Source organism: Arthrobacter sp. 35W, from assembly GCF_000482545.1.
Classification (GTDB): Bacteria; Actinomycetota; Actinomycetes; order Actinomycetales; family Micrococcaceae; genus Specibacter.
Window position 1 is genome coordinate 945,595 of sequence record NZ_KI519455.1, and the last position, 21,675, is coordinate 967,269.

The 21,675-nt window shown below is 67.8% G+C and carries 22 protein-coding genes; 10 read left to right on the forward strand and 12 right to left on the reverse strand.

What is annotated here, in order from left to right; all coding sequences use genetic code 11:
• Positions 1 to 11 precede the first annotated feature (11 nt).
• The 3 genes from K254_RS26000 to K254_RS0116460 all read left to right on the forward strand — a co-directional run bounded on the left by K254_RS26000 (position 12) and on the right by K254_RS0116460 (position 3,896).
• Positions 12 to 2,297 carry an SDR family oxidoreductase gene (locus K254_RS26000; RefSeq protein ID WP_196810985.1) on the forward strand — a complete coding sequence of 762 codons (2,286 nt, stop codon included), beginning with the start codon at positions 12 to 14 and terminating at the stop codon, positions 2,295 to 2,297.
• A gap of 63 nt (positions 2,298 to 2,360) precedes the next feature.
• Entirely contained in the window at positions 2,361 to 2,945 is a 585-nt protein-coding gene (locus K254_RS24940) for an AAA family ATPase (RefSeq protein WP_026556294.1), read from the forward strand.
• 51 nt (positions 2,946 to 2,996) lie between these two features.
• Entirely contained in the window at positions 2,997 to 3,896 is a 900-nt protein-coding gene (locus K254_RS0116460; RefSeq protein ID WP_026556295.1) for a tagatose-bisphosphate aldolase, read from the forward strand.
• 131 nt (positions 3,897 to 4,027) lie between these two features.
• On the opposite strand, the gene K254_RS0116465 is transcribed toward K254_RS0116460, so the two are convergent.
• From K254_RS0116465 to K254_RS0116480, 4 genes are all read right to left on the reverse strand, one after another.
• A complete protein-coding gene (locus K254_RS0116465; RefSeq protein WP_081710327.1) occupies positions 4,028 to 5,191 on the reverse strand; it encodes an aminotransferase class I/II-fold pyridoxal phosphate-dependent enzyme in 1,164 nt (387 codons plus the stop codon).
• A gap of 53 nt (positions 5,192 to 5,244) precedes the next feature.
• On the reverse strand, positions 5,245 to 6,597 hold the full coding sequence (gene rlmN, locus K254_RS0116470) for a 23S rRNA (adenine(2503)-C(2))-methyltransferase RlmN (RefSeq protein ID WP_026556297.1): 1,353 nt from the start codon (positions 6,595 to 6,597) through the stop codon (positions 5,245 to 5,247).
• 100 nt (positions 6,598 to 6,697) lie between these two features.
• Positions 6,698 to 6,889 carry a hypothetical protein gene (locus tag K254_RS0116475; RefSeq protein ID WP_026556298.1) on the reverse strand — a complete coding sequence of 64 codons (192 nt, stop codon included), beginning with the start codon at positions 6,887 to 6,889 and terminating at the stop codon, positions 6,698 to 6,700.
• Between the two features lie 77 nt (positions 6,890 to 6,966).
• Positions 6,967 to 7,353 carry a DUF1304 domain-containing protein gene (locus K254_RS0116480; protein ID WP_026556299.1) on the reverse strand — a complete coding sequence of 129 codons (387 nt, stop codon included), beginning with the start codon at positions 7,351 to 7,353 and terminating at the stop codon, positions 6,967 to 6,969.
• 113 nt (positions 7,354 to 7,466) lie between these two features.
• Between K254_RS0116480 and K254_RS23725 the strand changes: the two genes are divergently transcribed.
• On the forward strand, positions 7,467 to 8,051 hold the full coding sequence (locus tag K254_RS23725) for a TetR/AcrR family transcriptional regulator (protein WP_035750271.1): 585 nt from the start codon (positions 7,467 to 7,469) through the stop codon (positions 8,049 to 8,051).
• Between the two features lie 57 nt (positions 8,052 to 8,108).
• Here the strand turns inward: K254_RS23725 and K254_RS25465 are convergent, their stop codons facing one another.
• Both K254_RS25465 and K254_RS0116495 read right to left on the reverse strand, forming a co-directional pair.
• Complete coding sequence (locus K254_RS25465) at positions 8,109 to 10,400, reverse strand: alkaline phosphatase family protein (RefSeq protein ID WP_081710201.1); 2,292 nt, start codon at positions 10,398 to 10,400, stop codon at positions 8,109 to 8,111.
• Between the two features lie 181 nt (positions 10,401 to 10,581).
• Positions 10,582 to 10,875: an acylphosphatase gene (locus K254_RS0116495; protein ID WP_026556300.1), complete on the reverse strand. Its 294-nt coding sequence runs from the start codon at positions 10,873 to 10,875 to the stop codon at positions 10,582 to 10,584.
• Between the two features lie 161 nt (positions 10,876 to 11,036).
• On the opposite strand from K254_RS0116495, the gene K254_RS0116500 reads away from it, so the two are divergent.
• Positions 11,037 to 11,489 (forward strand): UPF0158 family protein, encoded by a 453-nt coding sequence (locus tag K254_RS0116500; protein WP_026556301.1) that lies wholly within the window; start codon positions 11,037 to 11,039, stop codon positions 11,487 to 11,489.
• Here K254_RS0116500 and K254_RS23735 read toward each other — a convergent pair.
• From K254_RS23735 to K254_RS0116520, 4 genes are all read right to left on the reverse strand, one after another.
• On the reverse strand, positions 11,486 to 12,037 hold the full coding sequence (locus tag K254_RS23735) for a DUF1097 domain-containing protein (protein ID WP_051389309.1): 552 nt from the start codon (positions 12,035 to 12,037) through the stop codon (positions 11,486 to 11,488). The two genes, K254_RS0116500 and K254_RS23735, sit on opposite strands and share 4 nt — an antisense overlap.
• 81 nt (positions 12,038 to 12,118) lie before the next feature.
• Positions 12,119 to 13,534: a uridine transporter UriT gene (uriT, locus tag K254_RS0116510; protein ID WP_051389310.1), complete on the reverse strand. Its 1,416-nt coding sequence runs from the start codon at positions 13,532 to 13,534 to the stop codon at positions 12,119 to 12,121.
• A gap of 67 nt (positions 13,535 to 13,601) precedes the next feature.
• Positions 13,602 to 14,489 carry a carbohydrate kinase family protein gene (locus tag K254_RS0116515; protein ID WP_231391884.1) on the reverse strand — a complete coding sequence of 296 codons (888 nt, stop codon included), beginning with the start codon at positions 14,487 to 14,489 and terminating at the stop codon, positions 13,602 to 13,604.
• Positions 14,490 to 14,510: 21 nt separating this feature from the next.
• Positions 14,511 to 15,431: a pseudouridine-5'-phosphate glycosidase gene (locus tag K254_RS0116520; RefSeq protein ID WP_026556304.1), complete on the reverse strand. Its 921-nt coding sequence runs from the start codon at positions 15,429 to 15,431 to the stop codon at positions 14,511 to 14,513.
• A gap of 106 nt (positions 15,432 to 15,537) precedes the next feature.
• On the opposite strand from K254_RS0116520, the gene K254_RS0116525 reads away from it, so the two are divergent.
• Both K254_RS0116525 and K254_RS23740 read left to right on the forward strand, forming a co-directional pair.
• Positions 15,538 to 16,449 (forward strand): LysR family transcriptional regulator, encoded by a 912-nt coding sequence (locus K254_RS0116525; protein WP_026556305.1) that lies wholly within the window; start codon positions 15,538 to 15,540, stop codon positions 16,447 to 16,449.
• Between the two features lie 135 nt (positions 16,450 to 16,584).
• On the forward strand, positions 16,585 to 17,109 hold the full coding sequence (locus K254_RS23740) for a hypothetical protein (protein ID WP_051389311.1): 525 nt from the start codon (positions 16,585 to 16,587) through the stop codon (positions 17,107 to 17,109).
• Positions 17,110 to 17,136: 27 nt separating this feature from the next.
• Here K254_RS23740 and K254_RS0116535 read toward each other — a convergent pair whose 3' ends face one another.
• Complete coding sequence (locus K254_RS0116535; RefSeq protein WP_035750274.1) at positions 17,137 to 17,433, reverse strand: MoaD/ThiS family protein; 297 nt, start codon at positions 17,431 to 17,433, stop codon at positions 17,137 to 17,139.
• 3 nt (positions 17,434 to 17,436) lie between these two features.
• Positions 17,437 to 18,537 (reverse strand): WD40/YVTN/BNR-like repeat-containing protein, encoded by a 1,101-nt coding sequence (locus K254_RS0116540; protein ID WP_026556307.1) that lies wholly within the window; start codon positions 18,535 to 18,537, stop codon positions 17,437 to 17,439.
• A 141-nt stretch (positions 18,538 to 18,678) separates the two neighbouring features.
• Here K254_RS0116540 and K254_RS0116545 point away from each other — a divergent pair, with 141 nt between their 5' ends.
• Genes K254_RS0116545 through K254_RS0116555 form a run of 3 tightly spaced genes read left to right on the forward strand, consistent with a single transcriptional unit; the run spans position 18,679 to position 21,668 of the window.
• Positions 18,679 to 19,002: a metal-sensitive transcriptional regulator gene (locus K254_RS0116545; protein WP_026556308.1), complete on the forward strand. Its 324-nt coding sequence runs from the start codon at positions 18,679 to 18,681 to the stop codon at positions 19,000 to 19,002.
• A gap of 2 nt (positions 19,003 to 19,004) precedes the next feature.
• Entirely contained in the window at positions 19,005 to 19,247 is a 243-nt protein-coding gene (locus K254_RS0116550; protein ID WP_026556309.1) for a heavy-metal-associated domain-containing protein, read from the forward strand.
• A 30-nt stretch (positions 19,248 to 19,277) separates the two neighbouring features.
• Entirely contained in the window at positions 19,278 to 21,668 is a 2,391-nt protein-coding gene (locus K254_RS0116555) for a heavy metal translocating P-type ATPase (RefSeq protein WP_051389312.1), read from the forward strand.
• The last annotated feature ends 7 nt before the right edge of the window (positions 21,669 to 21,675 follow it).

Sequence of the window (21,675 nt, forward strand, 5' to 3'; positions counted from 1 at the left end):
AGAGAGCTGACATGACTTTCCTGAATGAAGCGGCCCTTCCAGACGTGGCGGGCCGGCTGCCCACCCCCTCGTATGACCGCCGCTCGATCCGGACAGGCATTGTCCACTTCGGCGTCGGCGGATTCCACCGCTCGCACCAGGCCATGTTCATCGACCGGCTCCTGAACCTCGGCGGCTCCTCCGACTGGGGGATCTGCGGGGTGGGTGTTCTGCCCTCCGACGCCCAGATGCGCGATGTCCTCGACGCCCAGGACGGCCTCTACACCCTGGTCCTGAGGGACGCCGGCGGCGGCGAGGATGCCCGGATCATCGGTTCCATCACCGAGTACCTGTTCGCCCCCGACGACCCCCGCGCCGTCATCGGCAAATTGGTGGATCCCGCCACAAGGATCGTCTCCCTGTCCGTCACCGAGGGCGGCTACAGCATCAACGACGCCACCGGGGAGTTCGATCCCCGGGCATTGGATGTGCGCCACGATCTGGAACCCGACTCCATTCCGCAGTCCGTGTTCGGATTTCTCACAACCGCCCTGGCCCGCAGGCGTGCGCAGGGCGTTGAGCCGTTCACCGTTCTGTCGTGCGACAACATCGCCGGAAACGGCAACGTGGCCCGCAAGGCCCTGGTCTCGTTCGCAGCGCTGAAGGATCCGGCCCTCGCCGAATGGATCAACGACACGGTGGCGTTCCCCAATTCCATGGTGGATCGGATCACCCCGGCCACCACCGATGCCGACCGGGCCGCCGTCGCGCAAACCTACGGATTTGTCGATGCATGGCCCGTGGTCGCCGAGCCCTTCGAGCAATGGGTCCTGGAAGACCGGTTCGCGGCCGGGCGCCCACCGCTGGAGGCTGTCGGCGTGCAGCTGGTGGACGACGTCGAGCCCTACGAGCTTCTGAAGCTTCGCCTGCTCAACGCCAGCCACCAGGTGATGAGCCACCTCGGCGCCCTCGCCGGCCACCGCCACGTGCACGAGGTCTGCGCCGATCCCGCATTCGCAGGCTTCATCCTCGGGTACATGGAGGCGGAGGCAGCACCCACACTCCAGCCGGTGCCCGGCATTGACATCAAGGCCTACTGCCGCGGACTTCTCCACCGTTTCGCCAACCCCGCCATTCGGGACACGCTTGCCCGCCAACGGGTCGATGCCTCCGAGCGCATCCCCAAGTTCCTCCTGCCCGTGGTGCGCGAGCAGCTCGAGCTGGGAGGTCCGGTGGACCGCGCGGCCCTCGTCGTCGCGGCCTGGGCGCGGACGCTGGCGGGTGCCGACGACGACGGCGGAACGATCGAGACGACCGACCGGCGCCTGGAGCAGCTCCGGGCGGCCGCCCGCCAGGACGGCGAAAACCCCGGTGCGTTCCTGAACTTTGCCGAGGTCTTCGGAGACCTCGGCAGCAACGCCCGTTTTGCCGCTGCCTACCGGCAGGCCCACGCGGCCCTGCGGCGCTCCGGGGCGGCTGGCGCCGTTGCGGGCCTCTCCACATCGTCGATTTCCACATTCCAGAACCAAGGGGGAATTTCCTTGAACGATTCACAAGCAACAGGCACGGCCACCGTTGGCCGGACGCCAACAACCGGCTTCAAGGGCCGCACCATCCTCGTCACTGGGGCCAGCGGCGGGATCGGCGCGGCCACCGTCCGCCAGCTCACCGCCGCCGGCGCCAAGGTCATCGCCAGCGCCCGCACCCTCGACTCGCTGGCCGGGCTCTGCGATGAAACGGGCGCACAGCCGCTGGCCTTCGATCTGGCGTCCGAGGACAGCATCAGGGACGCCGTGGAGGGGCTCGAGCTGTGGGGCATCGTGAACTGCGGCGGATTTGGCGGCGAAATCGCCTCCCCGCAGGACACCGACATCGACATCTTCGACAAGGTCGTCAGCATCAACGCCCGCGGCGCCCTGCTGGTCATCAAGCACGCCGTTCCATCGATGATCCGCCAGGGTGGCGGCGGTGCCGTCGTCAACGTCTCCAGCCAGGCCAGCCTGGTCGCCCTCCCCGGCCACATCTCCTACGGCTCCTCCAAGGCCGCCCTGGACAACATCACCCGGGTCTCGGCCCTGGAGCTTGGCCGGCACAACATCCGGGTCAACAGCGTCAACCCCACCGTCGTCATGACCGATATGTCCAACTTCCACTGGGGACGCCCCGACATCGGTGGACCGTTCCTGGAACAAATGCCTCTGGGACGCTGGGCCACCGTCGACGACGTCGCCGCACCCATCGTGTTCCTGCTCAGCGACGCTGCAGCCATGATCACCGGCGTCGCACTCCCCATCGACGGCGGATACTCCAGCCGCTGACAGCAGTCCCGTCGGCAGGACTGCCGCACCCCCCACCCCCAACCGAAAGGGACGGAAACCCTCATGACCGAAGAACCCACCTCCCAGGCCATCATCGTCTGCGGCGTGCCCGCAAGCGGCAAAACAACGTTTGCCCACGACCTGTCGCGTGAACTCCGCTGGGCCATCCTGGACCTCGACACCCTCACCAACCCCCTGTTTGAACACATGGGCGGCGAGTTCCTGGTCGATGTCCCCACGGCACAGCCGGCGGTGCGCGCCAGCGTCAACGACATCCGCTACACCTGCCTCTTCGACACGGCCCGGGAGAATCTCGCGCTGGGCAACAGCGTCGTCGTCGTCGCTCCCTTCACCTCGGAGCGCACCTTCCCGGCCGCGTGGGCACGGCTCGTCGACCGCCTGGGCATCCCCGCCGCCCGCGTGCATCTGGCCTGGATGGACACTCCCCCGGAGGAGGTTGTGAACCGCATGCGTCTCCGCGGCGCCGACCGCGACCTCGAAAAGGTGAAGGAGCCGGAGCGCTTCCTGACCCCCGATGTGACACGTGCACCCGGCGTTGAGCACATCCGCATCGACGGGCTGCTGACTCCGGGCGGGCAGCTCGAGCGCTTCCTCACGGACCTTGGTGTGCGCGAGTCCGTGCACTAGGCCCACCCAAGACCACCCATACACCACAACCATCCACAGTAGGAGAACACCGTGAACACGCTTACCACCCTCGAACGCCGCGGCATGGCAGCCATCTCAACCCCCGGCGGCATGATGCTCATCGTCGCAGCCGACCAGCGCAATGGCATGAAGGCCGTCATGAACGACGCTCCGGATGGACCGGGGTCGATCACCACCGAACAGCTCTCCGACGCCAAGGCGGACCTCGTCCGCTACCTGGGCAACGCCGCACCGGCCATCCTGCTCGACCCCGAGGTTGCGCTCCCCCGGGTCTCGGATGAAGGTGTCCTGGCCCGCGACACCGCGCTCGTCGTCGGCCTCGATGCCTCAGGTTTCGACACCGTTGACGGCCTGCGCTACACCAACTTCGTCCCCGGCATGTCGCCGCGGAAGGTGCGCGATCTGGGCGGCGACGTCGCGAAGATGCTCTGGTACATGCGCCCCGACCTCCAGGATGCCGGCTCGCGGGTGGCGGATGAGATCCGCGAACTGGTCGCCGCCTGCACGGCGGAGGGGCTGCTCCTCATCGTCGAGATCCTCGTCTACCGCCTCGACGGTGAGAGCGAAGAAGACTACGCCGCAGCATTCCCCGGCCTCGTCAGGGATTCCGCCCGCCTCTCCGTGGAGTGCGGCGCGAAGGTGCTCAAGCTCCAGTACCCGGGATCCGCCGAGGCCAGCGCAGCCGTGACCGAGGCCGCCGATGGCGTGCCGTGGGCCGTGCTGTCCGCCGGTGTGGACCACGAAACCTTCATCAAGCAGGTGGAGATCGCTGTCGCAAACGGTGCCGGCGGTGCCATGGCCGGCCGTTCGCTCTGGAAGGACAGCCTGGCCGTGTCGGCGGAGGTCCGCGAGCAGCTGCTCACCACCCGGGCACTCCCGCGGCTGCAGGAACTCGAAGCCATCGTGGACGGCAGGCTCGTCGCCTCCTAGCGGACGACTCCGGCCCTAACACCACCGTGGCCGGGGCACCTGTGCAGCCGGGACGCAGTTTCCCGCCCAGGATGCGGAAATAAACGCATCCTGGGCGGGAAACTGCGTCCTCGATGAAAAAGCGCAGTGGGTCAGGCGGTCGGGCGCTGCGCCGCCTGGAACCTGTCGATCCGCTCGACGGCCTCCAACACGGCATCCCGGCCGGCGGCGAAGCTCAGCCGCACTGCTTTGGTGCCGCGTTCGCCGTCGAAATCCCCGCCCGGCACCAGTGCCACACCCTCGGCCTCCAGCAGGGCGGCGCAGTAGGCGGAGGAATCCGCAAAGCCGGCCAGGGCCGGACCCAGCTCGGCATAGAGGTAGAACGCCCCGTCGGCCGGTGCCGCCGCACCCCAGCCCAGCCGGGGCAGGCTGGCCAGCAACGCGGCGCGGGTGGCGGCAAACTCCGCCACGGCCGATTCCGCCTCGGCATAGGAGGCCTCGGTGAACGCCTCCACCGCGGCAATCTGCGCGGGGGCAGGCGGGCACAGGGCCACATTGCCGGCGAGCGCATCCACCGCTGGCAGCAGATCATCGGGAACCAGCGCCCAGCCCAGCCGCCAGCCGGTCATGCCCCAGTACTTGGAGAAACTGGAAATCACGACGGCGTTGGGGTCCAGTTCCCAGGCGCAGACGCCGCGCGGATCCGGTGCTCCGGGGACCGGATAGGTGATGCCGTGGTAGATCTCGTCGCTGATCAGACGCACGTTCTTGGCCTCGCACCAACGGGCCAGGGTGGTGAGTTCGGCCCGGGAAACCATGGTGCCCGTGGGGTTCGCCGGGGAGGCGAGCATCAGCCCGGACAGCGGACCGTGCACGCGCTCGGCGGCGTCGAGCAGCTCCGGCGTCGGCTGGTACCGGCTTTCCGGGCCGCAGTCCAGCTCCACCACGTCCACGCCCAGGGCGCGCAGGATGTTGCGGTAGGCGGGGTAGCCCGGGCGGGCCAGGGCCACGCGGTCACCGGCGTTGAAGGAGGCCAGGAACAGCAGCATGAAGGCGCCGGAGGAGCCGGTGGTGACGGCGACGTTGCGGGCGGGCACGTCCAGTCCGTACCAGCGCTTGTAGTGCACCGCGATGGCCTCGCGCAGCGGGGCGATGCCCAGCGCCGGCGTGTAGGTCAGCGCCGTGCCGGAGGCATGCAACGCGGCGGCCGCCGCGGACACCGCGGCAGGTGCCCCGCCGCCCGGCTCACCGGCGCAGAGGGAGACGACGTCCCGGCCGGCGGCGCGCAGTTCCGCCACCCGGGCCAGGATGTCCATCACCTGGAACGGCGGCACCAGGGCGCGCGATGCCGCCGCAAGAACCACTGTGGCTACTCCGCCGCGGCGAGCTGGCCGCAGGCGCCGTCGATCTCCTTGCCGCGGGTGTCGCGCAGCGTGGTCGGGATGCCCGCGTCGATCAGGCGGTTCACGAATTCGCGCGTAACGTCGGCCTCGGAAGCGGTCCAGATGGATCCGGGCGTCGGGTTCAGCGGGATCGGGTTGACGTGCACCCAGCCGCGGCCGCGGGAATTCAGCTTGCGGGCCAACAGGTCCGCACGCCAGCCGTGGTCGTTCATGTCCTTGATCAGCGCGTACTCGATGGAGACGCGGCGGCCGGTCTTCTCGTAGTAGCCGTACGCGGCATCCAGTGCCTCGTCCACCTTCCAGCGGCTGTTGACCGGGATCAGCTCATCGCGGAGTTCATCATCCGGGGCGTGCAGGCTCAGGGCAAAGGTGAAGGGCAGGTTCTCATCGGCCAGCTTGTTGATGGCCGGCACCAGGCCCACGGTGGAAACGGTGATGTTGCGGGCGCTCATGCCCAGACCCTCGGGGGCCTCGTCCACCATGCGGTGCACGGCTGTCATCACGCGTTTGTAGTTGGCCAGCGGCTCCCCCATGCCCATGAAGACGATGTTGGTGACGCGCTCGGCGTCGTGCCCGCCGTCCTTCCGCTTCCCACCCAGGCCGCCTTCGGCGATCACCCGGTTGGCCTGGACAATCTGGTCCAGGATCTCCGCGGCGGACATATTGCGGGTCAGGCCGGCCTGGCCGGTGGCGCAGAAGGGGCAGTTCATGCCGCAGCCGCACTGGCTGGAGACGCAGAGCGTGATCCGGCCGGGGTAGCGCATCAGCACGGACTCCACCAGGGAGCCGTCAAAGAGGCGCCACAGGAACTTCACGGTGTCGCCCTTGTCGGTGGACAGGCGCTTCACCTCGGTCAGCAGCGTCGGGAACATGGCCTTGACCAGCTCCTCGCGGCCGTCCTTGGGCAGATCGCTCATCGCCGCGGGATCGGTGGTGTAGTGCTGGAAGTAGTGCACGGAGAGCTGCTTGGCGCGGAAGGCCGGCAGGCCCAGCTCCTTGAGCTTGTCGGCCCGCTCGGCCAGCGTCAGATCGGCCAGGTGCAGCGGCGGCTGGGAGACGCGCGGACGCGAGGCAAACTCCAGCTTGGGGCGCCCCTCGGCGTCCATGGCCTGCTTCCAGCCCTCGGCCGTGGGGCGCACCTGGGTGCGGCCCTCCAGCTTGGCGCGGCCCTCGGAGATGCGCTTGGCCTCGGCCTCCTCCGCGTGGCGGGTCTCGGAGGCCTGGTGTTTGGCGGCGCGGTCGGCCCGTGCGGCAATGGCGTCGGAGGTCCGGGTGCGGTGGTGTGCGGGGGCGTCAGGGGTGTTTTCGGGGGAAGTCATCTTCTCCATTGTCCCATCCTGTGTCCAATGGCTGATTGTGTCCACTGGCCAGCTGTGCCCACTGGTTGCCGCCGGCATCCCCGGTTGGCTCTTAAGGCAGCTAGTCGATGAACTGGGACTGGGTCTCGATGAAATCCCACTCCTTGGCGGTCAGCGTGCCGTTGGCCAGCTCGCCGCCGGCGGCCACCACCTCCATGGCAACATCCGGCGGAAGGGAGGCGGACTCGGGGTTCTCCCTCAGCCACTCCTTGGCGCGGACATCCAATGCCAGCCACCACATGTGAATTTCCATTCCGGTCATCCCCTCCAGCTTGTTGCGGGTCAATGTCTGGATTCAACGCTATGCCTGCAACGCCGCCTCGACAAGGGTCAGAGGGCCAGTCCCAGGATGGTAAGCACGACGGCGATGGCCGGGAATGCCAGCTGCACCAATGCGGCGCGCGCCTTCGACGGTGAACTGATCAGCAACACCAGACCGGCCAGCACCATGGAGCCTGCACCGGCCAGGATCAGGGCCGCCCCCACGGACTTGGCCCCGGCGGCGAGCGCGATGATGCCGGCCACGGCGACGACGCCAAGGAAGAGGTTGTAGAAGCCCTGGTTGAAGGCCAGATCCTTGGTGGCCAGGGCATCGGCCTCGCTGGTGCCGAAGGTCTTCCGGGTCGACGGCGCCGTCCAACGCAGCGACTCCAGAACAAAGATGTAGACGTGGACCAGAGCGGCCAGGGCGGCGAAGACGGAAGCGGCGATGAGCATGGTGGACCCTTCCAAAGGGGGCCCAGACCATTCTGGACCGAATGGTTCAAATGTACGATAATGGACAGACCGTTGCAAAACCGATCGGTTCAGAAACAACGCCGGGAGGGTCCATGGGGCGAAGCCAAGCCTTCGACAGCGCCGCAGCAGTATCGGCCGCGCGGGACTGCTTTTGGCGCCAGGGGTACGAAGAAACCTCGCTGGCCGACCTTGAGCGGGCCACCGGACTGAACCGCTCCAGCCTGTACAACACCTTCTCTTCCAAGCGTGGACTCTACGATCTGGCAGTCCAGGACTACCTGGACGCGGTGGTGCGGCCCCGGCTGGAGCCGCTGCTCACCGCCCAGCCCGGCAGCCACGCCGCCGCCGGCTGCTTCCGCACCATGTCCGCATGGGTTGCCGCCTCGGCAGCCGAAACCGGGTCCGCCCCCGGCTGCCTGCTGCTGAACAGTGCCGCCGGGCTGGCCGCGCACGACGAGCGCCAACGCGCCGTCGTCGACGCCTACTACGCCCAGCTCACCGAGGCCATGGCCGCGGGGCTGGCTGCCGACTCCCCCGCCGGCGCATCTGGACAGCTGGCCGCCCGGGCCAGGCTGCTGGTCTCGCTGCTGATCAGCGCCCTGCTCCTGAGCCGGGTCAATCCGGCGGCTGCCCAGGAGGTCCTGGCCGAGGCTGCCGCACTGGCCACCACCACCTGATCCAGTGCCGCCGTGGGGGCCGTGCGTTAAGTCCCGCGGGCCGGGTGCGGCCCAGTCCTATGGGCAGGAGATTCCCGGGTAGTCCGCTGTCGTGGAGGCGCCGGCCGGCACACCCGCCTGCATGGGCGTGGCAGTGATGTGGCCCGCAGGGACCACCGAAGCCCGGCTGTTCAGCGCGAGCGAAGCGCTCTTCCCCGGCTTGACCGCCAGGAACAGCTTCGACCCATAGGGCGTGGCCACTGTGACATCGACGGGGGCGGCGCCGGTGTTCAGCACAGTCGCCGCCAGATTGGCCTTGTTCCCGATGCACCGCAGCGAGACGGTCGGCGCCAGCGAGACGGTGGGTGCCACGGGACCCGCCGGGTCCGCGGCACTGACGACAAGCCAGCTCAGCTGCACATCGGATCCGCGCGTCCGGGCCAGGGAAAAGGCCAGCTCGCCGTTGGCGCCGACGACGACGTTTCCGTAGGCAACGGCCTGGTTCTGCGATGAATAGTCCTGATCGGCGGCGCGCACTTCGCCATTGATCGTCACCCGTGCTCCCCTGTCGTCCCAGGACCAAGGGTCGGAGTATCCGGCGAAAACCGTGTACGTGCCCGGTGCCAGGCCGGAGAAGCGGTAGGCGAGGTCGCGGCCCGACACCGCATAGCGCAGGGTGGAGAACATGTCTCCGCCTGCGGATCCGTCAGTCCCGCTGCCGTCGCTGATGTAGCCCCAGGAGGCGCCGGTGCCGGCGTCGGACCCGAAGGGCTGCTCCGGAACACTGTTCAGGAGCCCGCCGCCCGAGGCGGCTCCGGCGGCCAGCGCAAGCCAATCCGCACTCTGCTGCCCGCCGGCGTTCACCGCGTAGCGGACCTTGGCGGACTCGATCGGGTCCTGGATGCCGACGGCGTCGACGGTCCAGAACGAGCTGTTCTGGCCCGTGTACCGGAAGCGGAACTGGGCCGTGTGGGCGCCGGCCGGAACGGCGAACGAGAGGTGTTCGACGGCGTTGGCCGCGGTGGAATAGTCCTTGAGGATCTGCGTTTCACCGGTGTCGAAGCTGACAGTGACGGTGGCCGACTGCGGGCCGTCGATGGCGTAGTCGGTGGCGTAGACCAGGTTCGCACGGTTCAGCCCGGCCACTGGATACGCCGGGCTGACGAGCGTTGAGTCGAACTGGCCCGATGCGTGCGTTTTGTCATCCCATTCGTCGGAGTCGGCGACGGCGAAGACGCCCCGCGCACGGACGTTCGTTTCCCGGCCCTGGTCCCGTTCCGCCGATGTCCAGAAGTCATCGGTGGCGAGGGTCCAGCCACGCCATTCCGCCACTCCACCGGCGGGCATTGCAGAGTTGTCGATCGACCAGCCAGCCGGCGTCGTCTTCGTCCAGCCGAGGAGCGACGGGGAGATTCCACTCTCGTCCACTGCCGGCGCAAGCGCGGATTCCATCGAGTCGAAGGCCTCGGTCTTCAGGCTGCCCAAGGGAGTGCCGTCCAAGCCCCACGACGGCTGGACCGCCACGCCCGCGGCGGCAATCATCGTGGGGGCCAGATCCACTTGCTTGGCGTCGTGGCGGGTGGCATTGGCGGGGATCCCCGAGCCGGCGACAACCATGAACACCCGGCGCTCGGCCAGCGAACTGCCCCCATGCCCACCGGCAGCAGTGTGCCCGTGGTCGGTCGTGACGGCAATCGTCCAGTCTTCATTCGATGGGCGCGCGGCGACCGCGTCGAGGATCCGGCCCAGCCGAACATCCGTGGCAGCGAGGGCCGCTCCGTAGGCTGCGCCGCTGGTGCCCACGAGGTGCCCGGCGTGGTCGACGTCGTCCAAATGGACGAAGAGATCGTCCGCTGTGCCGTCCGAGACCGCGTGCACGGCGGAATCCGTCGTCGCGGCATCGTCGGCGAATGCGGTGCGCACGTCCACACCCGGCCCAAAGATGTCGGTGGTGATGGAGCTCCAGGTGCCCACCGCAACGGTTGCCCGGGAGGGCGCCGCCGCGTTGATGCGGGTCAGGTAGTCCGGGTAGTCGGCGAAGTGCGCCGAGCCAAAGGCATTGCCCGTCACGTTGTGTTTGTCCGGCCAGACGCCTGTCGCGATGGTTGACCAGCCCGGGCCCGACCAGGTCTCCGACATGGGCGCGGCGTACAGATTGCTGACGGCGGTGGTGCCCGCAGCACGCAGGCCATCCAGCCGCGGCATGTCGGCTGGACCCAGCGAGTCGAACGTGGCGCCGTCGATCCCGACGATGAGCGTCTTGGCGATGGGGGCCCCGGCAGCCTCCGCCGAGGACACCAAGGGTCCGGTGGCCGTGAACGCAACGGCCAGGGCTGTGGCGAGGGCAAAATTGCGCAGACTGTTTGCCATGGATTGTTGATCTCACTGTCTGTCTCGAGTGGATGGCGACGCGCTTGAAAAGCGCCACCGCCCGCAGAAATGCGGTGATGGCAACGTAAACATTGTTTGCGTTGCCATGTCCGATGTCAACACTTCGGACAGGGAAATTCCAAAGGAGCCAGCGGCCACCGCGCGGCCCGGACGGCGGAGCCTAGCCGGTGCCAAATCCGGCGAAGCCGCCCTGGGCCGGGCCATACTCCGCCTCGATCGCGTCGATGAATCCGGGCGAATCCGGCGATCGCAGCCAGGCAAGCAGTGCCGCAGCCTGGGGCCGGGCCCCTTCGGCAATGATGCCCACCGAGCCATCCGCCCGGTTCACCGCTTCGCCCACCAGCCCCAGCGCCCGCGCCTTCCGGGCCGTGAGGTAGCGGAAGCCCACACCCTGCACCACCCCGGAAACCCGCACCGTCAATCGGACGCCGTTGTGCGCTGCCGCCTCAGCCATGGCCCCAGCCTACGTCCAGCGGCGCCCTTGGACCCGCGTACTCCTAGACAGGATTTGAGGCGGCGGACATGCTTGAGGTGGGATGATTCCGCGTCGGCACCATGCTGGGGATGGTTGGCCTTCCAGTGCCGCGGGGCGTCCCGGAACGAAAGGAACGGGCCATGCTTACGCTGGACAACGTTGATCTGGAAGATCTGTCCATGGCCCTCGAATCCCAGACGGACCATGAAAGCTTCTGGTGGCTGGACCCGGAAACGGGGTCGGTGGGCTACTGGTCCGAGGTGGTTGAGGACGAGCTCGGCGAGTCGGCGGAGGACCTCGACGAGCGGGGGATCCTCAGGATTGATCCGATGCCTCCGAGTGAGGGCTATCTGGATATGGAATCGTTTGTCGCCAATCTGGCGGAAGGTCCGGCACGGCAGCAATTGCAGCAAGCCCTCGGCACCAAACACCCCTTCCGGCGGTTCGGCGCCGCACTGGGCCCCTTCCCCGAGGTGTTGGGCCAGTGGCGCGATTTCCACAACGTGGCCATGCGCCGGCGCTGCGTCTCATGGCTCGTCGACGCCGGTGTCCTGGATCCATCGGCCGGCCTGCCCCAGGTCGAGGCCCGCTAGCCTCCGGCCGCCGGCTGGAGGTCCGCCGCCGCGCCGGGCGATTGGGTTTCAGTCGGACTGCGACGCTGGCGCCGCCCACCCGACAAGGCCATGGCCACCGCAGCGAACCCGATCCCGAGCAGATTCATGGCCAGCCCACAGACGAAGACCGAGAGGATGCTTCCGGGCACCGGGCCGAAATGGCCCAGGTGCGTGGCCAGCACCGTGGAGAATCCGATGAACATCCCCGGGATCAGGGACAGCGGCGCCCACCGCCCCAGCAGCAGCATTCCCGGGTTCATCACCAGAATGGACACCAGGGCCGCTGCCCAGACCGGGAGCCCCAGCCCCGATCCCAGCATCCCCTCCAGCCAAAGCGTGGCCAGGGCAAACAACCCTCCGACCACCAGCGTCCGCCCCAGCGCTGCGATGGTGGAGCGCGAGGGGCCGCCGGCCAGCATGGTGGCGGCCCAGCCCAGGAAGATCCCCCACGTTGGCAGATTCAGCGAGGCGCCGCCGATGAAGATGGTGGAGGCCGCCAGCAGCGTGGCCGAGGCTTCGATGGGCATCCGCACTTGCATGGGAAAAAGTCCTTAGAAATGTAGAACGGCGCCCTCCGGAGGAATTCCGGGGGCGCCGATCCACTGTGGTTAGTGCTCTACTTCGGCATTGGTGGGCTTGGGAATGAGCAGGGACATCAGGAAGGCGGCTCCCGTGATGGCCGCGCCCACCAGCATGGCGGATGAGTATCCGCCCAGCGTCGCTCCGCCGGAGGCCATCTGCACGGCCGGCAGGATCGCGAAGCTCAGCCCCGCGCCCAGGCCGAATCCGGAGGCATTCAGGCCAGGCAGGAAGCCAGGGTTGTCCTTGGGTGAGAGGACGACGCCGAGGCCGTTGAGCATGATGTTGGCCATGCCGGCATAGGTGGCGCCCAGCAGAACCGTGCCGCCAATCAGCAGGGGCATCGAGTGGACGCCCCACACGGCCAAGACCACAATACCGACGATGCTGCCCAGCAGGCCGATGCGCAGGATGGTGCGGTAGCCCAGGATCGGGGCCAGCTTTCCGGCGAAGGGCCCCACCAGCCAGCCCACCAGCGCATACGGCGTCAGCAGGAGCAGGGATGCGGCGTCGGCCTGGAGGTTGAAGCCAACCTCGGCGTTCTGGGCCAGCGACATGACCACGCCGTTGGCGGTGGCGAAAACGCCCGTCATGGTCAGGATGGTGGTCAGCACCATGGCCCAGGTGGAGCGCTGCTTGAGCAGGGCCGGGGAGGCCAGCGGCTCGGGGGTCCGCGTCTCGAGCCACCAGAACACGACGCCGGAGGCCAGTCCCAGCAGCACGAAGATTCCCACGTGGACGAAGTTGGCGGAGGTGAGCTTGCCGGTTTCATTCACCGCCATCTGCAGGAACAGGATGGCGAGCACCAGCGGGACAACGCCGCGCCAGTCCATCTTGACCCCTGCGGACGGGCGGGAATCCGGAGCGATGCGCACCACCAGGTACACGGCCACGAGGCCGACGCCGGTGATCACCCAAAAGATGGAACGGAACCCGAAGGCGGTGGCCAGGAAGCCGCCGGCCAACGCGTCCACGCCGGCGATGCCACCGTTGACGGCCGCGACGATGCCCATCATGGTGCCGTACTGCTTGCGGTCGGTGATTTCGGTGCGCAGCATCAGCAGGCAGACGGGGATGATCGAGCCGGAAACGCCCTGGACGGCGCGGGCCGCAAACATCATTTCCATGCTGGTCGACATGGCCGCCATCACGGCGCCCACTGTCATTCCGGCAATCATCAGAATGAGGATCTTGCGCCGGCCGGCAATGTCGCTGAGCCGCGGCAGGAACAGGCCAAAGAGCGCCGTGCTGGTGAAGAATGCCGTCTGCGAGAGCCCGATGCTGACTTCATCGGTGTGCAATTCCCTGGCCATGACGACAAGGGCCGGGCTGAGCATGCTGGCATTGAGCTGGAAGGCGGTGCAGGCGGCCAGCAGGGCCACCATCAACGCGCCAGTGCGGATCTTCTTGGGTGCAGCCAAAAGCGGTGCAGCAGTCGACGTCATTGTGACTACCTTTCATCGGGCATGGGGGTGGCAGGGAGGCAGCTGGAAGGGCTGAAGAAAGGAAGGCTCAGCAGGCCTCGGCCATGGAGGCCCCGGGCGAGGCAAGGACCTTTGCCGCTGTGGCATGGCCCAGTTCGCAGGCGTCCCACAGCTGGCCGGTCTTGAGGTAGCCGGCCAGGAATCCTGCCGCGAAGGCATCGCCGGCGCCGGTGAGGTCGCGGATGCATTCGACAGGCGGCACCGGGACTGTCATCCGCTCGCCGCCGGGGATGTGCACCACCGTGGGTTCGGGGCCGTATTTGGCGACGACGATGGTCTTGGGCAGTCTGGCCAGGTTGGCCCCGCCGTCGCCGGCGTCGGAGAGCTGCAGCAGTGCGGCTTCGCTTTCGTTGCCGATCAGGAAATCGGGTGCCAGCTCCGCCATCAGATCCAGGAACGCGTCCACACCAAAGTGGGTCAACATTCCCGTGGAGGAGGCATCCACCGACACCTTGCCGCCGCGCTTTTTCATCCGCCGGATCAAATCGCAGGCGGTGTCCTGCAGCGGTCCGCCGTCGAAGGAATAGGCCGGAACATGGAGGATTTCCAGACCGTCCAGCCACTCATCGGGCACGTCCTGCAGCAGGGTGGAGGCGCCGCGCTGGGGCAGCATGGTCCGCTCGCCGTTCTGGTCGATCAGAATCACGATGGTGCCGGACTTGCCGCGGCGCTGGACCTTCACGTCAACGCCGCGGCCCCCCAACTCATCCACCAGGAAGCGGCCCACGTGGTCATCCCCCACGCAGCCCAAAAAGCGCGTCGGATGCAGCGCGGCGGCAAACCCGGCCACGTTGGCCCCGCTGCCGCCGCGGGTGTGGAAGATTTCCACCTTGCTGTCCGTGCCGTGCTTCACCGGTTCCCCGAGCCACACGATCACGTCCTCGACCAGATCTCCCACCACACCAAGCATCGTCATACCTCCAGTACTAACGCGGAACTAACGGGCCAACGCCGCGGCAACGTCGCCGCCGAGGGCAACATTTCCGCGGTAGACGTCGACATTGACGGTGAGGCTGCGGCCATGGGTGTCGCGCTGGATGAAGTCCAGCAGGAACGGCGTGGTCTCGTTGCCGGTGATGCCGTTCTTCTCCGCCTCGCCCCAGGCGCGGGCCAGGATGTCATCGAGCTCCTCGGGCGGGAGCTGCTTGTCCTCGGCCACCGGGTTGGCCAGCAGGATGGCGGAATCGAGCTTGAGGTCGTCGCGGGCGTTGGCGATGGCCGCAACCTCCTCGGCGGTGTCGACGGCGTAGCCGATCTCGAAACCGGAATCCGAGACGTAGAAGCCCGGGTACTTCTTGGTCTTGTAGCCGATCACCGGGATGTTCAGCGTTTCGAAGCGCTCCAGCGTGGCGGCAACATCGAGGATGGACTTCACCCCGGCACTGACCACGATGATGGGCGTGTGGGCCAGCGTGGTGGTGTCGGCGGACTCGTCAAAGCTGGTGGCTGCGCCGTGGTGGACGCCGCCCAGGCCGCCCGTGGAGAAGACCTTGATGCCGGCGCCGTGCGCGAGGAAGGCCGTGGCTGCGACGGTGGTGCCGCCGTTCAGACGCAGGGCTGCGGCCACGGGAAGATCGCGCAGGCTGACCTTGGTGACGGCGTCGTCGTTGGAGAGTTCCTCGATCTGCTCGATGCTCAGACCAACGGTGGGGACGCCCTTGTAGACGCCGATGGTGGCGGGGGTGATGCCGCGGGCCCGCAGGCCGGCTTCGGCCTCCAGCGCAACCTCAATGTTGCGGGGGCGGGGCAGGCCGTGCGTGAAGATGGTGGATTCCAGTGCGACGACGGGGCGGCCCTCGGCGACGGCCGCGGCAACCTCTTCGGAGACGTGGACTGTGGTGGCAAGCGTGGAGGACATGGCTGGGTCTTTCTGTTGTGACGTTGATTACTGCGATGTACCCAAGCTATGGCCCCCAATATGCGTAAACAAGAATGAATCTGATCATAATTGATAGTCTTTGCCTATGAAGATCACGTTACGGCAGATCGAAATCTTCCTCGCCGTCGTCGCCGAAATGCACTTTGCGCGGGCCGCCGAGTCGATCCACATCTCCCAGCCCACGGTAAGCCAGGAGATCAGACGGTTGGAGCGTGGGCTGGCGGTCAAGCTCTTCGACAGGACCACCCGGGCCGCCCACCTCACCCCGGCCGGCGAATCGCTGCTGGCCGATGCCAGGAATCTGGTCGCGGCCGCAAACGCCCTGACGGAGAAGGCCCTCCTGTTTGCCCCGCAGCATGTGAAGAAGCTGCGCGTGGTGGCCTCGCCGAGCGTCGTCAACCGGCTGCTGCCGGACGTCATGAGCCAGTGCGAAAGGCAATTGCCCGAGCTGAGCATTGAAGACATTCCCGTGGACACCGGAAACGTTTCGGCTCGGCTGGCGGCCGAGGGCGGGGACATCGGCCTGGGCCGGTTCCTGTCCGCCCCGCCCGGGTTCGAGCAGGAGGTCCTGGCCCGGGAACCGGTGGTGGTGACGCTGAGTTCCTCGCATCCGCTGGCCGGCCGCGAATCCATTGATCTGCAGGATCTGGGCGATCTGCCCCTGCTGCTGTGGCCCCGCGAGCAGAATCCCGAGTACTACGATGCCCTGCTGCAGATCTGCACCGACCGCGGCCTGTCTCCGCTGATTCTGGTCAGCCCGCCATTGATCGTGGGGGCGCGCTCCTATTTGATCGCCGAGGGCCGCGCCTTTTCGCTGGTGCCCAACTCGGCAGCCAGCCACCTCTCCACCAATCTGCGCGCCGTGCCGCTGGCGTCCCCTGCGACACTGCCGCTGGAAATGCTCTGGCGCAGGCACGACCCCCGGGTCATCGTGCCGGAGTTCCTGGACATTGTCCGGGCCAAGGCCCGCGCCCTCGACGCCCGGAGCCTCGGCTGAGAGGAAGCCCGCCGGGGCGCTTTTCGTCGTGGCGTCGTCACAATTGGCACCGCCGGCCACAGCCATTCTGCGCATCCGCGGCCCCGTGCAATACTTCTTGCCGATATCACTGGCATGAGAATTGGGGAGCCCACATTGTCCGAGAATACTGAACCTGGCTACGGCCAGACCGCGCCCGTCCCGTACATGGAAACCACTCCGCGGCCCCGGCCCACGGAGGACGTCCTCCGCGGCGCCATTTTTGCCTCCATCGTCATTCCCCTGGGTGTGCTTGCGTGGATGATCATCTGGAATTTCGGCTTCGTAGCTTCGCTCGTGGCCTGGGTGGTGGCCTTTGGTGCCGCCAGAATGTATGGACACGGTGCGGGCCATCCCACCAGGCGCGGCGTGTGGGTGGTCTTGGGCATCGTGCTGGTGACGATGACCCTCGCCTTCGTCGGCGGCATGTGGCTGGACATGATCAACCAGTTCGGCATGAGCCCCGTCCAGGCCCTGACGGACGGGGAAATGTGGGACGTTTTTGGCACCAACCTCATCGACAATCCAGAACTGTGGGAAAGCTACAGCAAGGACATCCTGATGGCCGCGCTGTTCTCAGCGCTCGGCTGCTTCTTCACGCTGCGGAAGCTGTTTGCCTCAACGTCGGCTGCCACCGCCTGAGCCCAGTGGCTTGCCGCCGGCCGGGTGTCAGCCGCCGGCCACGGACTGGATGACCATCACTTCCTGGCCGGGCAGCACCACTGTGGCCAGCCCATCGCGGCGCCGCACATCCTCGCCCGCCACGTAGATGTTGACATAGCGCCTCAGGGCGCCGGTTTCATCGCGCACCCGGCGGTTGAAGATGGGATGCGCGGCGCCCACCGTGTCCAGCAATTCGGCCACCGTCGCCGGACCCTCAACGGCGAGCGCAAGTTCGGCCGCTCCGCCAGTGAATTGGCGCAGCAGGCTGGGGACAAGCAGGGCAACATCGCCGGCGTCGGCCATGGCTCAGCCGACGACGGCGGCGCGCACGCAGAGCACGTCTGGCAGGTGGGAGATGGCCTCCGCAAAGCTGGCCCCCTCATCGGCGCTGGCATAGACCGAGCCGCCGCGGGTGCCGAAGTACACGCCCACGGGCTCGGCGGTGTCCAAGGCTGCGGCGTCGCGCAGCACCACGTTGTAGTCCGGATCGGGCAGGCCGCCGTCGAGCCGCGTCCAGCTTTCGCCGGCGTCGTCGGTGCGGTGCACCGCCAGGTGGCCGTCCGGCGGGATGCGCTCGGAATCGGCCTTGATGGGCACCACCCAGGCCGTGCCCGAACGCCGCGGGTGCGCGAGCATGACAAAGCCAAAATCAGCGGGCAGGCCCTCGGCAATGGAGGTCCAGGTGTCGGCGTTGTCCTCGCTGCGGTAGACGCCGTGGTGGTTCTGCGCAAAGAGCCGCTCGGGCAGGACGGCGTCGCGCGCCACCTTGTGCACGCACTGGCCGAACTCCGGCAGCGGGTCCGGCAGAAACGTGGCCCCGATGCCGTGGTTGCGGGGCTGCCAACTGGTGCCGCCGTCGGTGCTGCGGTAGACCCCGCCCGTGCTCATCGCGATGTGGATGGTGTCCTCGTCCACCGGGCTGGGCAGCACCGTATGGGCGGCCGCGCCGCCTGCTCCGGCACCCCATTCGGCGCGGTGCGGATGGTCCCAGAGCCCGCGGTTCAGCTCAAAGTGTTCGCCGCCGTCGGTTGATTTCCACACCGAGATGGGCTCGCAGCCGGCCCAGACCACCCCCGGGCGCTGCGCTGTGTCGGGGTGGATCTGCCAGATCCGCTCCAGCGCCGCCCCGGTGTCCGGCGGAAAGGTGATGGCGCCGTCCTCCGGTTCGGTCCAGGTGGCGCCAAGGTCGTCCGAGTGGGCCACCGTGGGGCCCCAATGCTCCGAGCGGACGCCCACCATAATGCGGGTGCGCCCATCCCTGGTGTCGATGCCGATGCTGGGGATCTCATTCATGAGGAAATGCGGTCCGGTGAAGGTGAACTCGGCCCTGTCTGTGCTGGTGCCCAGCCAGAGCCCCTTCTTGGTGCCGACCGCCAAAAGGATGTGTGCCGCGCCGTTGCTAGCCATGCCCCCATTCGACCACCGGCCCGCTGCCTGCGGCAAGGGTCTGCCGTCGATCCACCATGGGTTTCGGACGGCTTCCGTGACCTCCGCCACATACCCCCTAGGGGTATTGACCGATACCCCCTAGGGGTATAAATTCAAAGCATGGAAGACCACCAGGAACCCCAGGAACCGCACGGCTACACCGAGGAGAAACAGGCCTATCTGCGCCGGCTGAAGCGGGCCGAGGGCCAGGTGCGCGGCATCGCCCGCATGGTGGAGGAGGACAAGTACTGCATCGACATCCTCACCCAGATCGCGGCGGTCAACAAGGCCCTGCACGCCGTCAGCATTGGGCTGCTGGAGGACCACATCGCCCACTGCGTGGTGGGGGCCGCCCACGAATCCCTGGCGGAGGAAAACCCGCAGATTGTCCAGGACAAGGTCTCCGAGGCCACCGCCGCCATTTCACGACTCTTGAGGAGCTAGCCATGAGCACCACCCACCAGCCCGTCACCACCACCGTCAACATCTCCGGCATGACCTGCGGCCACTGCGTCAGCTCCGTCACCGAGGAGCTCAGCGCCCTGGCCGGCGTCACCGGCGTGGCCATCGAACTGAACAAGGGCGGCATCTCCCGCGCCACCGTCACCTCATCGCTGACGCTCTCCCCCGAAGAAATCGGCGAAGCCGTGGCCGAGGCCGGCTACCTGGTCGTCGCAAATCTGGCCTAAGCGCCCATCACCAGCATCCTAAGGAGCGCCATGAGCGCAGAGATCGATCTGGCCCACATCACCCGGCCGGACGCACCCCGCATTCTTGAACTCGACATCGACGGCATGACCTGCGCGTCCTGTGTCTCGCGGGTGGAACGCAAACTTGCCAAGCTCGACGGCGTCAGCGCCTCGGTCAATCTGCCGCTGGAATCCGCCCAGGTGACGGTTCCGGCCGGCATCACCGACCAGCAGGTCCTCGACACCGTGAACGCCACCGGCTACAAGGCGCGGTTGAAGAACCCGCCGGCAGCGCACGGCGGACACGGCGCGGGCCACGCGCACATGGGCCATTCAGGCATGGGGCACGGCTCCTCCGGCATGGAGGATGGCCCAGCCGACGGCACTGTCGACGGTGCCAGCCAACATTCCGGCAGCCACGAGGACCACATGTCCCACGGCGGCGCGGCCGCCGCGCTCAGGCCCCGCCTCATCACCGCGGCCGTCCTGACCCTGCCGGTGTTCCTGGTTTCCATGATCCCGGCACTGCAGTTCCCGCAGTGGGGCTGGGTGGTTGGTGCGTTGTCGCTGCCCGTGGTGAGCTGGGCCGCGTGGCCCTTCCACCGTGCGGCGGCCATCAACGCCCGGCACTTTGCCTCCACCATGGACACGCTGGTCTCCCTCGGCGTGCTGGCCGCCTACATCTTCTCCGCCGCCGCCCTCATCGCAGATCCGATGCTGACGGCCCACGGCGGAGCCATGGGCGGAGCCCACGCGGCACTGTACTTTGAGGTGGCCGCCGTCGTTGTCACCTTCCTGCTGCTGGGGCGCTACCTGGAGGCAAACGCCAAGGCCAAGGCCGGCGATGCCCTCAAGGCGCTGCTGAGCCTGGGCGCCAAGGATGCCACGGTGCTCCGCGGCGGCGTGGAGGCCAAGGTTCCCGCCGACACCCTCTCGGTGGGCGACATTCTGGTGGTCCGTCCGGGTGAAAAGATCGCGACCGATGGCGTGGTGGTGGAGGGCTCCTCCGCCGTCGACGCCTCGCTGATCACCGGCGAATCGCTGCCGGTTGATGTGGGGGTGGACGATGCCGTCACCGGCGCCACCGTGAACACTTCCGGCCGTCTGCTGGTGCGCGCCACCCGCGTGGGCAGCGAAACCACGCTGGCCCAGATGGGCCGGCTGGTCAGTGCCGCGCAGTCCGGCAAGGCACCGATTGCCCGCCTGGCGGACCGGATCAGCTCCGTCTTTGTGCCGATCGTCCTCGGCCTGGCCGCGCTCACCTTCATCCTGTGGCTGCTCGTCAGCGCCCCGGTGATTGAGCCTGTCGAAATCCAGGCGGCGTTCACGGCCGCCGTCGCCGTCCTGGTGATTGCCTGCCCCTGCGCCCTGGGGCTGGCCACGCCCGTCGGCCTGCTGACCGGCACGGGCCGCGCCGCCCAGCTGGGCATCCTGATCAAGGGTCCGCAGATCCTGGAGGACACCCGCACGGTGGACACCATCCTGCTGGACAAGACCGGCACCGTGACCAGCGGCAAGCTGTCAGTAACCAACGTTGCGAGCTTGGATGACCTGGAGGCCGCCGAGGTGCTCCGCCTTGCGGGAGCCGTTGAGGCTGCGAGCGAGCACCCGATTGCCCACGCGATCGCTGCCCACGCCCGCCACGAATCGGCCACGGGCACGCTGCCCGCGGTCACGGACTTCCGCTCCTCCCCCGGCGGCGGAGTCCTCGGCCAGGTTGAGGGCCGCACCGTGCTGGCCGGCCGCGCCGGCTGGCTGGCCGAGAACGGCGTCGAGCCCACCAAGGCCCAGCTGCAGGCTCTGGCCCAGGCGCAGTCCGCCGGTGCCACGGCCATCTGGGTGGCCGTGGACGGCCGCCCGGTGGGGCTGCTCAGCCTGCGGGACACCATCAAGGACGGCTCCGCCGCCGCGATTGCCCGGCTGAAGGCACTGGGGCTGCGCCCGATGCTGCTGACCGGTGACAATGCCGCCGTCGCCGCCCAGGTGGCGGCCGCCGTCGGCATCGCGCCGGAGGATGTGCTGGCCGATGTGCTGCCGCAGGGCAAGGTGGACGCCGTCCGCCGGCTCCAGGCGGCCGGGGCCACGGTGGCGATGGCCGGCGACGGTGTGAACGACGCCGCCGCCCTGGCCCAGGCCGATCTGGGCATCGCAATGGGCTCCGGCACCGATGTGGCCATCGAGGCCGCCGATCTGACGGTGATGGGGAACGATCTGGGACAGGTGGCCACGGCCATCGAGCTCTCCCGGCGCACGCTGTCCACCATCAAGACCAACCTGTTCTGGGCGTTCTTCTACAACGCCATCGGCATTCCGGTGGCAGCCCTGGGCCTGTTGAATCCCATGATCGCCGGCGCCGCCATGGCCGCCAGCTCCGTGCTGGTGGTGGCAAACTCGCTCCGGCTTCGCCGCTTCGGCCGCTAAGCCGACC

What these genes read in the sequence shown, in the direction of transcription:
- rlmN (WP_026556297.1), bottom strand. Translation starts at nt 6,597, where the DNA reads ATGACTTCCCCCGAAAACACCCCTGACGCCCCCGCACACCACCGCACC.
- K254_RS26000 (WP_196810985.1), top strand. Translation starts at nt 12, where the DNA reads ATGACTTTCCTGAATGAAGCGGCCCTTCCAGACGTGGCGGGCCGGCTG.
- K254_RS24940 (WP_026556294.1), top strand. Translation starts at nt 2,361, where the DNA reads ATGACCGAAGAACCCACCTCCCAGGCCATCATCGTCTGCGGCGTGCCC.
- K254_RS0116535 (WP_035750274.1), bottom strand. Translation starts at nt 17,433, where the DNA reads ATGGCCGACGCCGGCGATGTTGCCCTGCTTGTCCCCAGCCTGCTGCGC.
- K254_RS23725 (WP_035750271.1), top strand. Translation starts at nt 7,467, where the DNA reads ATGGGGCGAAGCCAAGCCTTCGACAGCGCCGCAGCAGTATCGGCCGCG.
- K254_RS0116465 (WP_081710327.1), bottom strand. Translation starts at nt 5,191, where the DNA reads ATGGACATCCTGGCCCGGGTGGCGGAACTGCGCGCCGCCGGCCGGGAC.
- K254_RS0116540 (WP_026556307.1), bottom strand. Translation starts at nt 18,537, where the DNA reads ATGGCTAGCAACGGCGCGGCACACATCCTTTTGGCGGTCGGCACCAAG.
- K254_RS0116555 (WP_051389312.1), top strand. Translation starts at nt 19,278, where the DNA reads ATGAGCGCAGAGATCGATCTGGCCCACATCACCCGGCCGGACGCACCC.
- K254_RS0116475 (WP_026556298.1), bottom strand. Translation starts at nt 6,889, where the DNA reads ATGGAAATTCACATGTGGTGGCTGGCATTGGATGTCCGCGCCAAGGAG.
- K254_RS0116495 (WP_026556300.1), bottom strand. Translation starts at nt 10,875, where the DNA reads ATGGCTGAGGCGGCAGCGCACAACGGCGTCCGATTGACGGTGCGGGTT.
- K254_RS25465 (WP_081710201.1), bottom strand. Translation starts at nt 10,400, where the DNA reads ATGGCAAACAGTCTGCGCAATTTTGCCCTCGCCACAGCCCTGGCCGTT.
- K254_RS0116500 (WP_026556301.1), top strand. Translation starts at nt 11,037, where the DNA reads ATGCTTACGCTGGACAACGTTGATCTGGAAGATCTGTCCATGGCCCTC.
- K254_RS0116520 (WP_026556304.1), bottom strand. Translation starts at nt 15,431, where the DNA reads ATGTCCTCCACGCTTGCCACCACAGTCCACGTCTCCGAAGAGGTTGCC.
- K254_RS0116480 (WP_026556299.1), bottom strand. Translation starts at nt 7,353, where the DNA reads ATGCTCATCGCCGCTTCCGTCTTCGCCGCCCTGGCCGCTCTGGTCCAC.
- K254_RS0116515 (WP_231391884.1), bottom strand. Translation starts at nt 14,489, where the DNA reads ATGACGATGCTTGGTGTGGTGGGAGATCTGGTCGAGGACGTGATCGTG.
- uriT (WP_051389310.1), bottom strand. Translation starts at nt 13,534, where the DNA reads ATGACGTCGACTGCTGCACCGCTTTTGGCTGCACCCAAGAAGATCCGC.
- K254_RS0116550 (WP_026556309.1), top strand. Translation starts at nt 19,005, where the DNA reads ATGAGCACCACCCACCAGCCCGTCACCACCACCGTCAACATCTCCGGC.
- K254_RS23735 (WP_051389309.1), bottom strand. Translation starts at nt 12,037, where the DNA reads ATGCCCATCGAAGCCTCGGCCACGCTGCTGGCGGCCTCCACCATCTTC.
- K254_RS0116545 (WP_026556308.1), top strand. Translation starts at nt 18,679, where the DNA reads ATGGAAGACCACCAGGAACCCCAGGAACCGCACGGCTACACCGAGGAG.
- K254_RS0116525 (WP_026556305.1), top strand. Translation starts at nt 15,538, where the DNA reads ATGAAGATCACGTTACGGCAGATCGAAATCTTCCTCGCCGTCGTCGCC.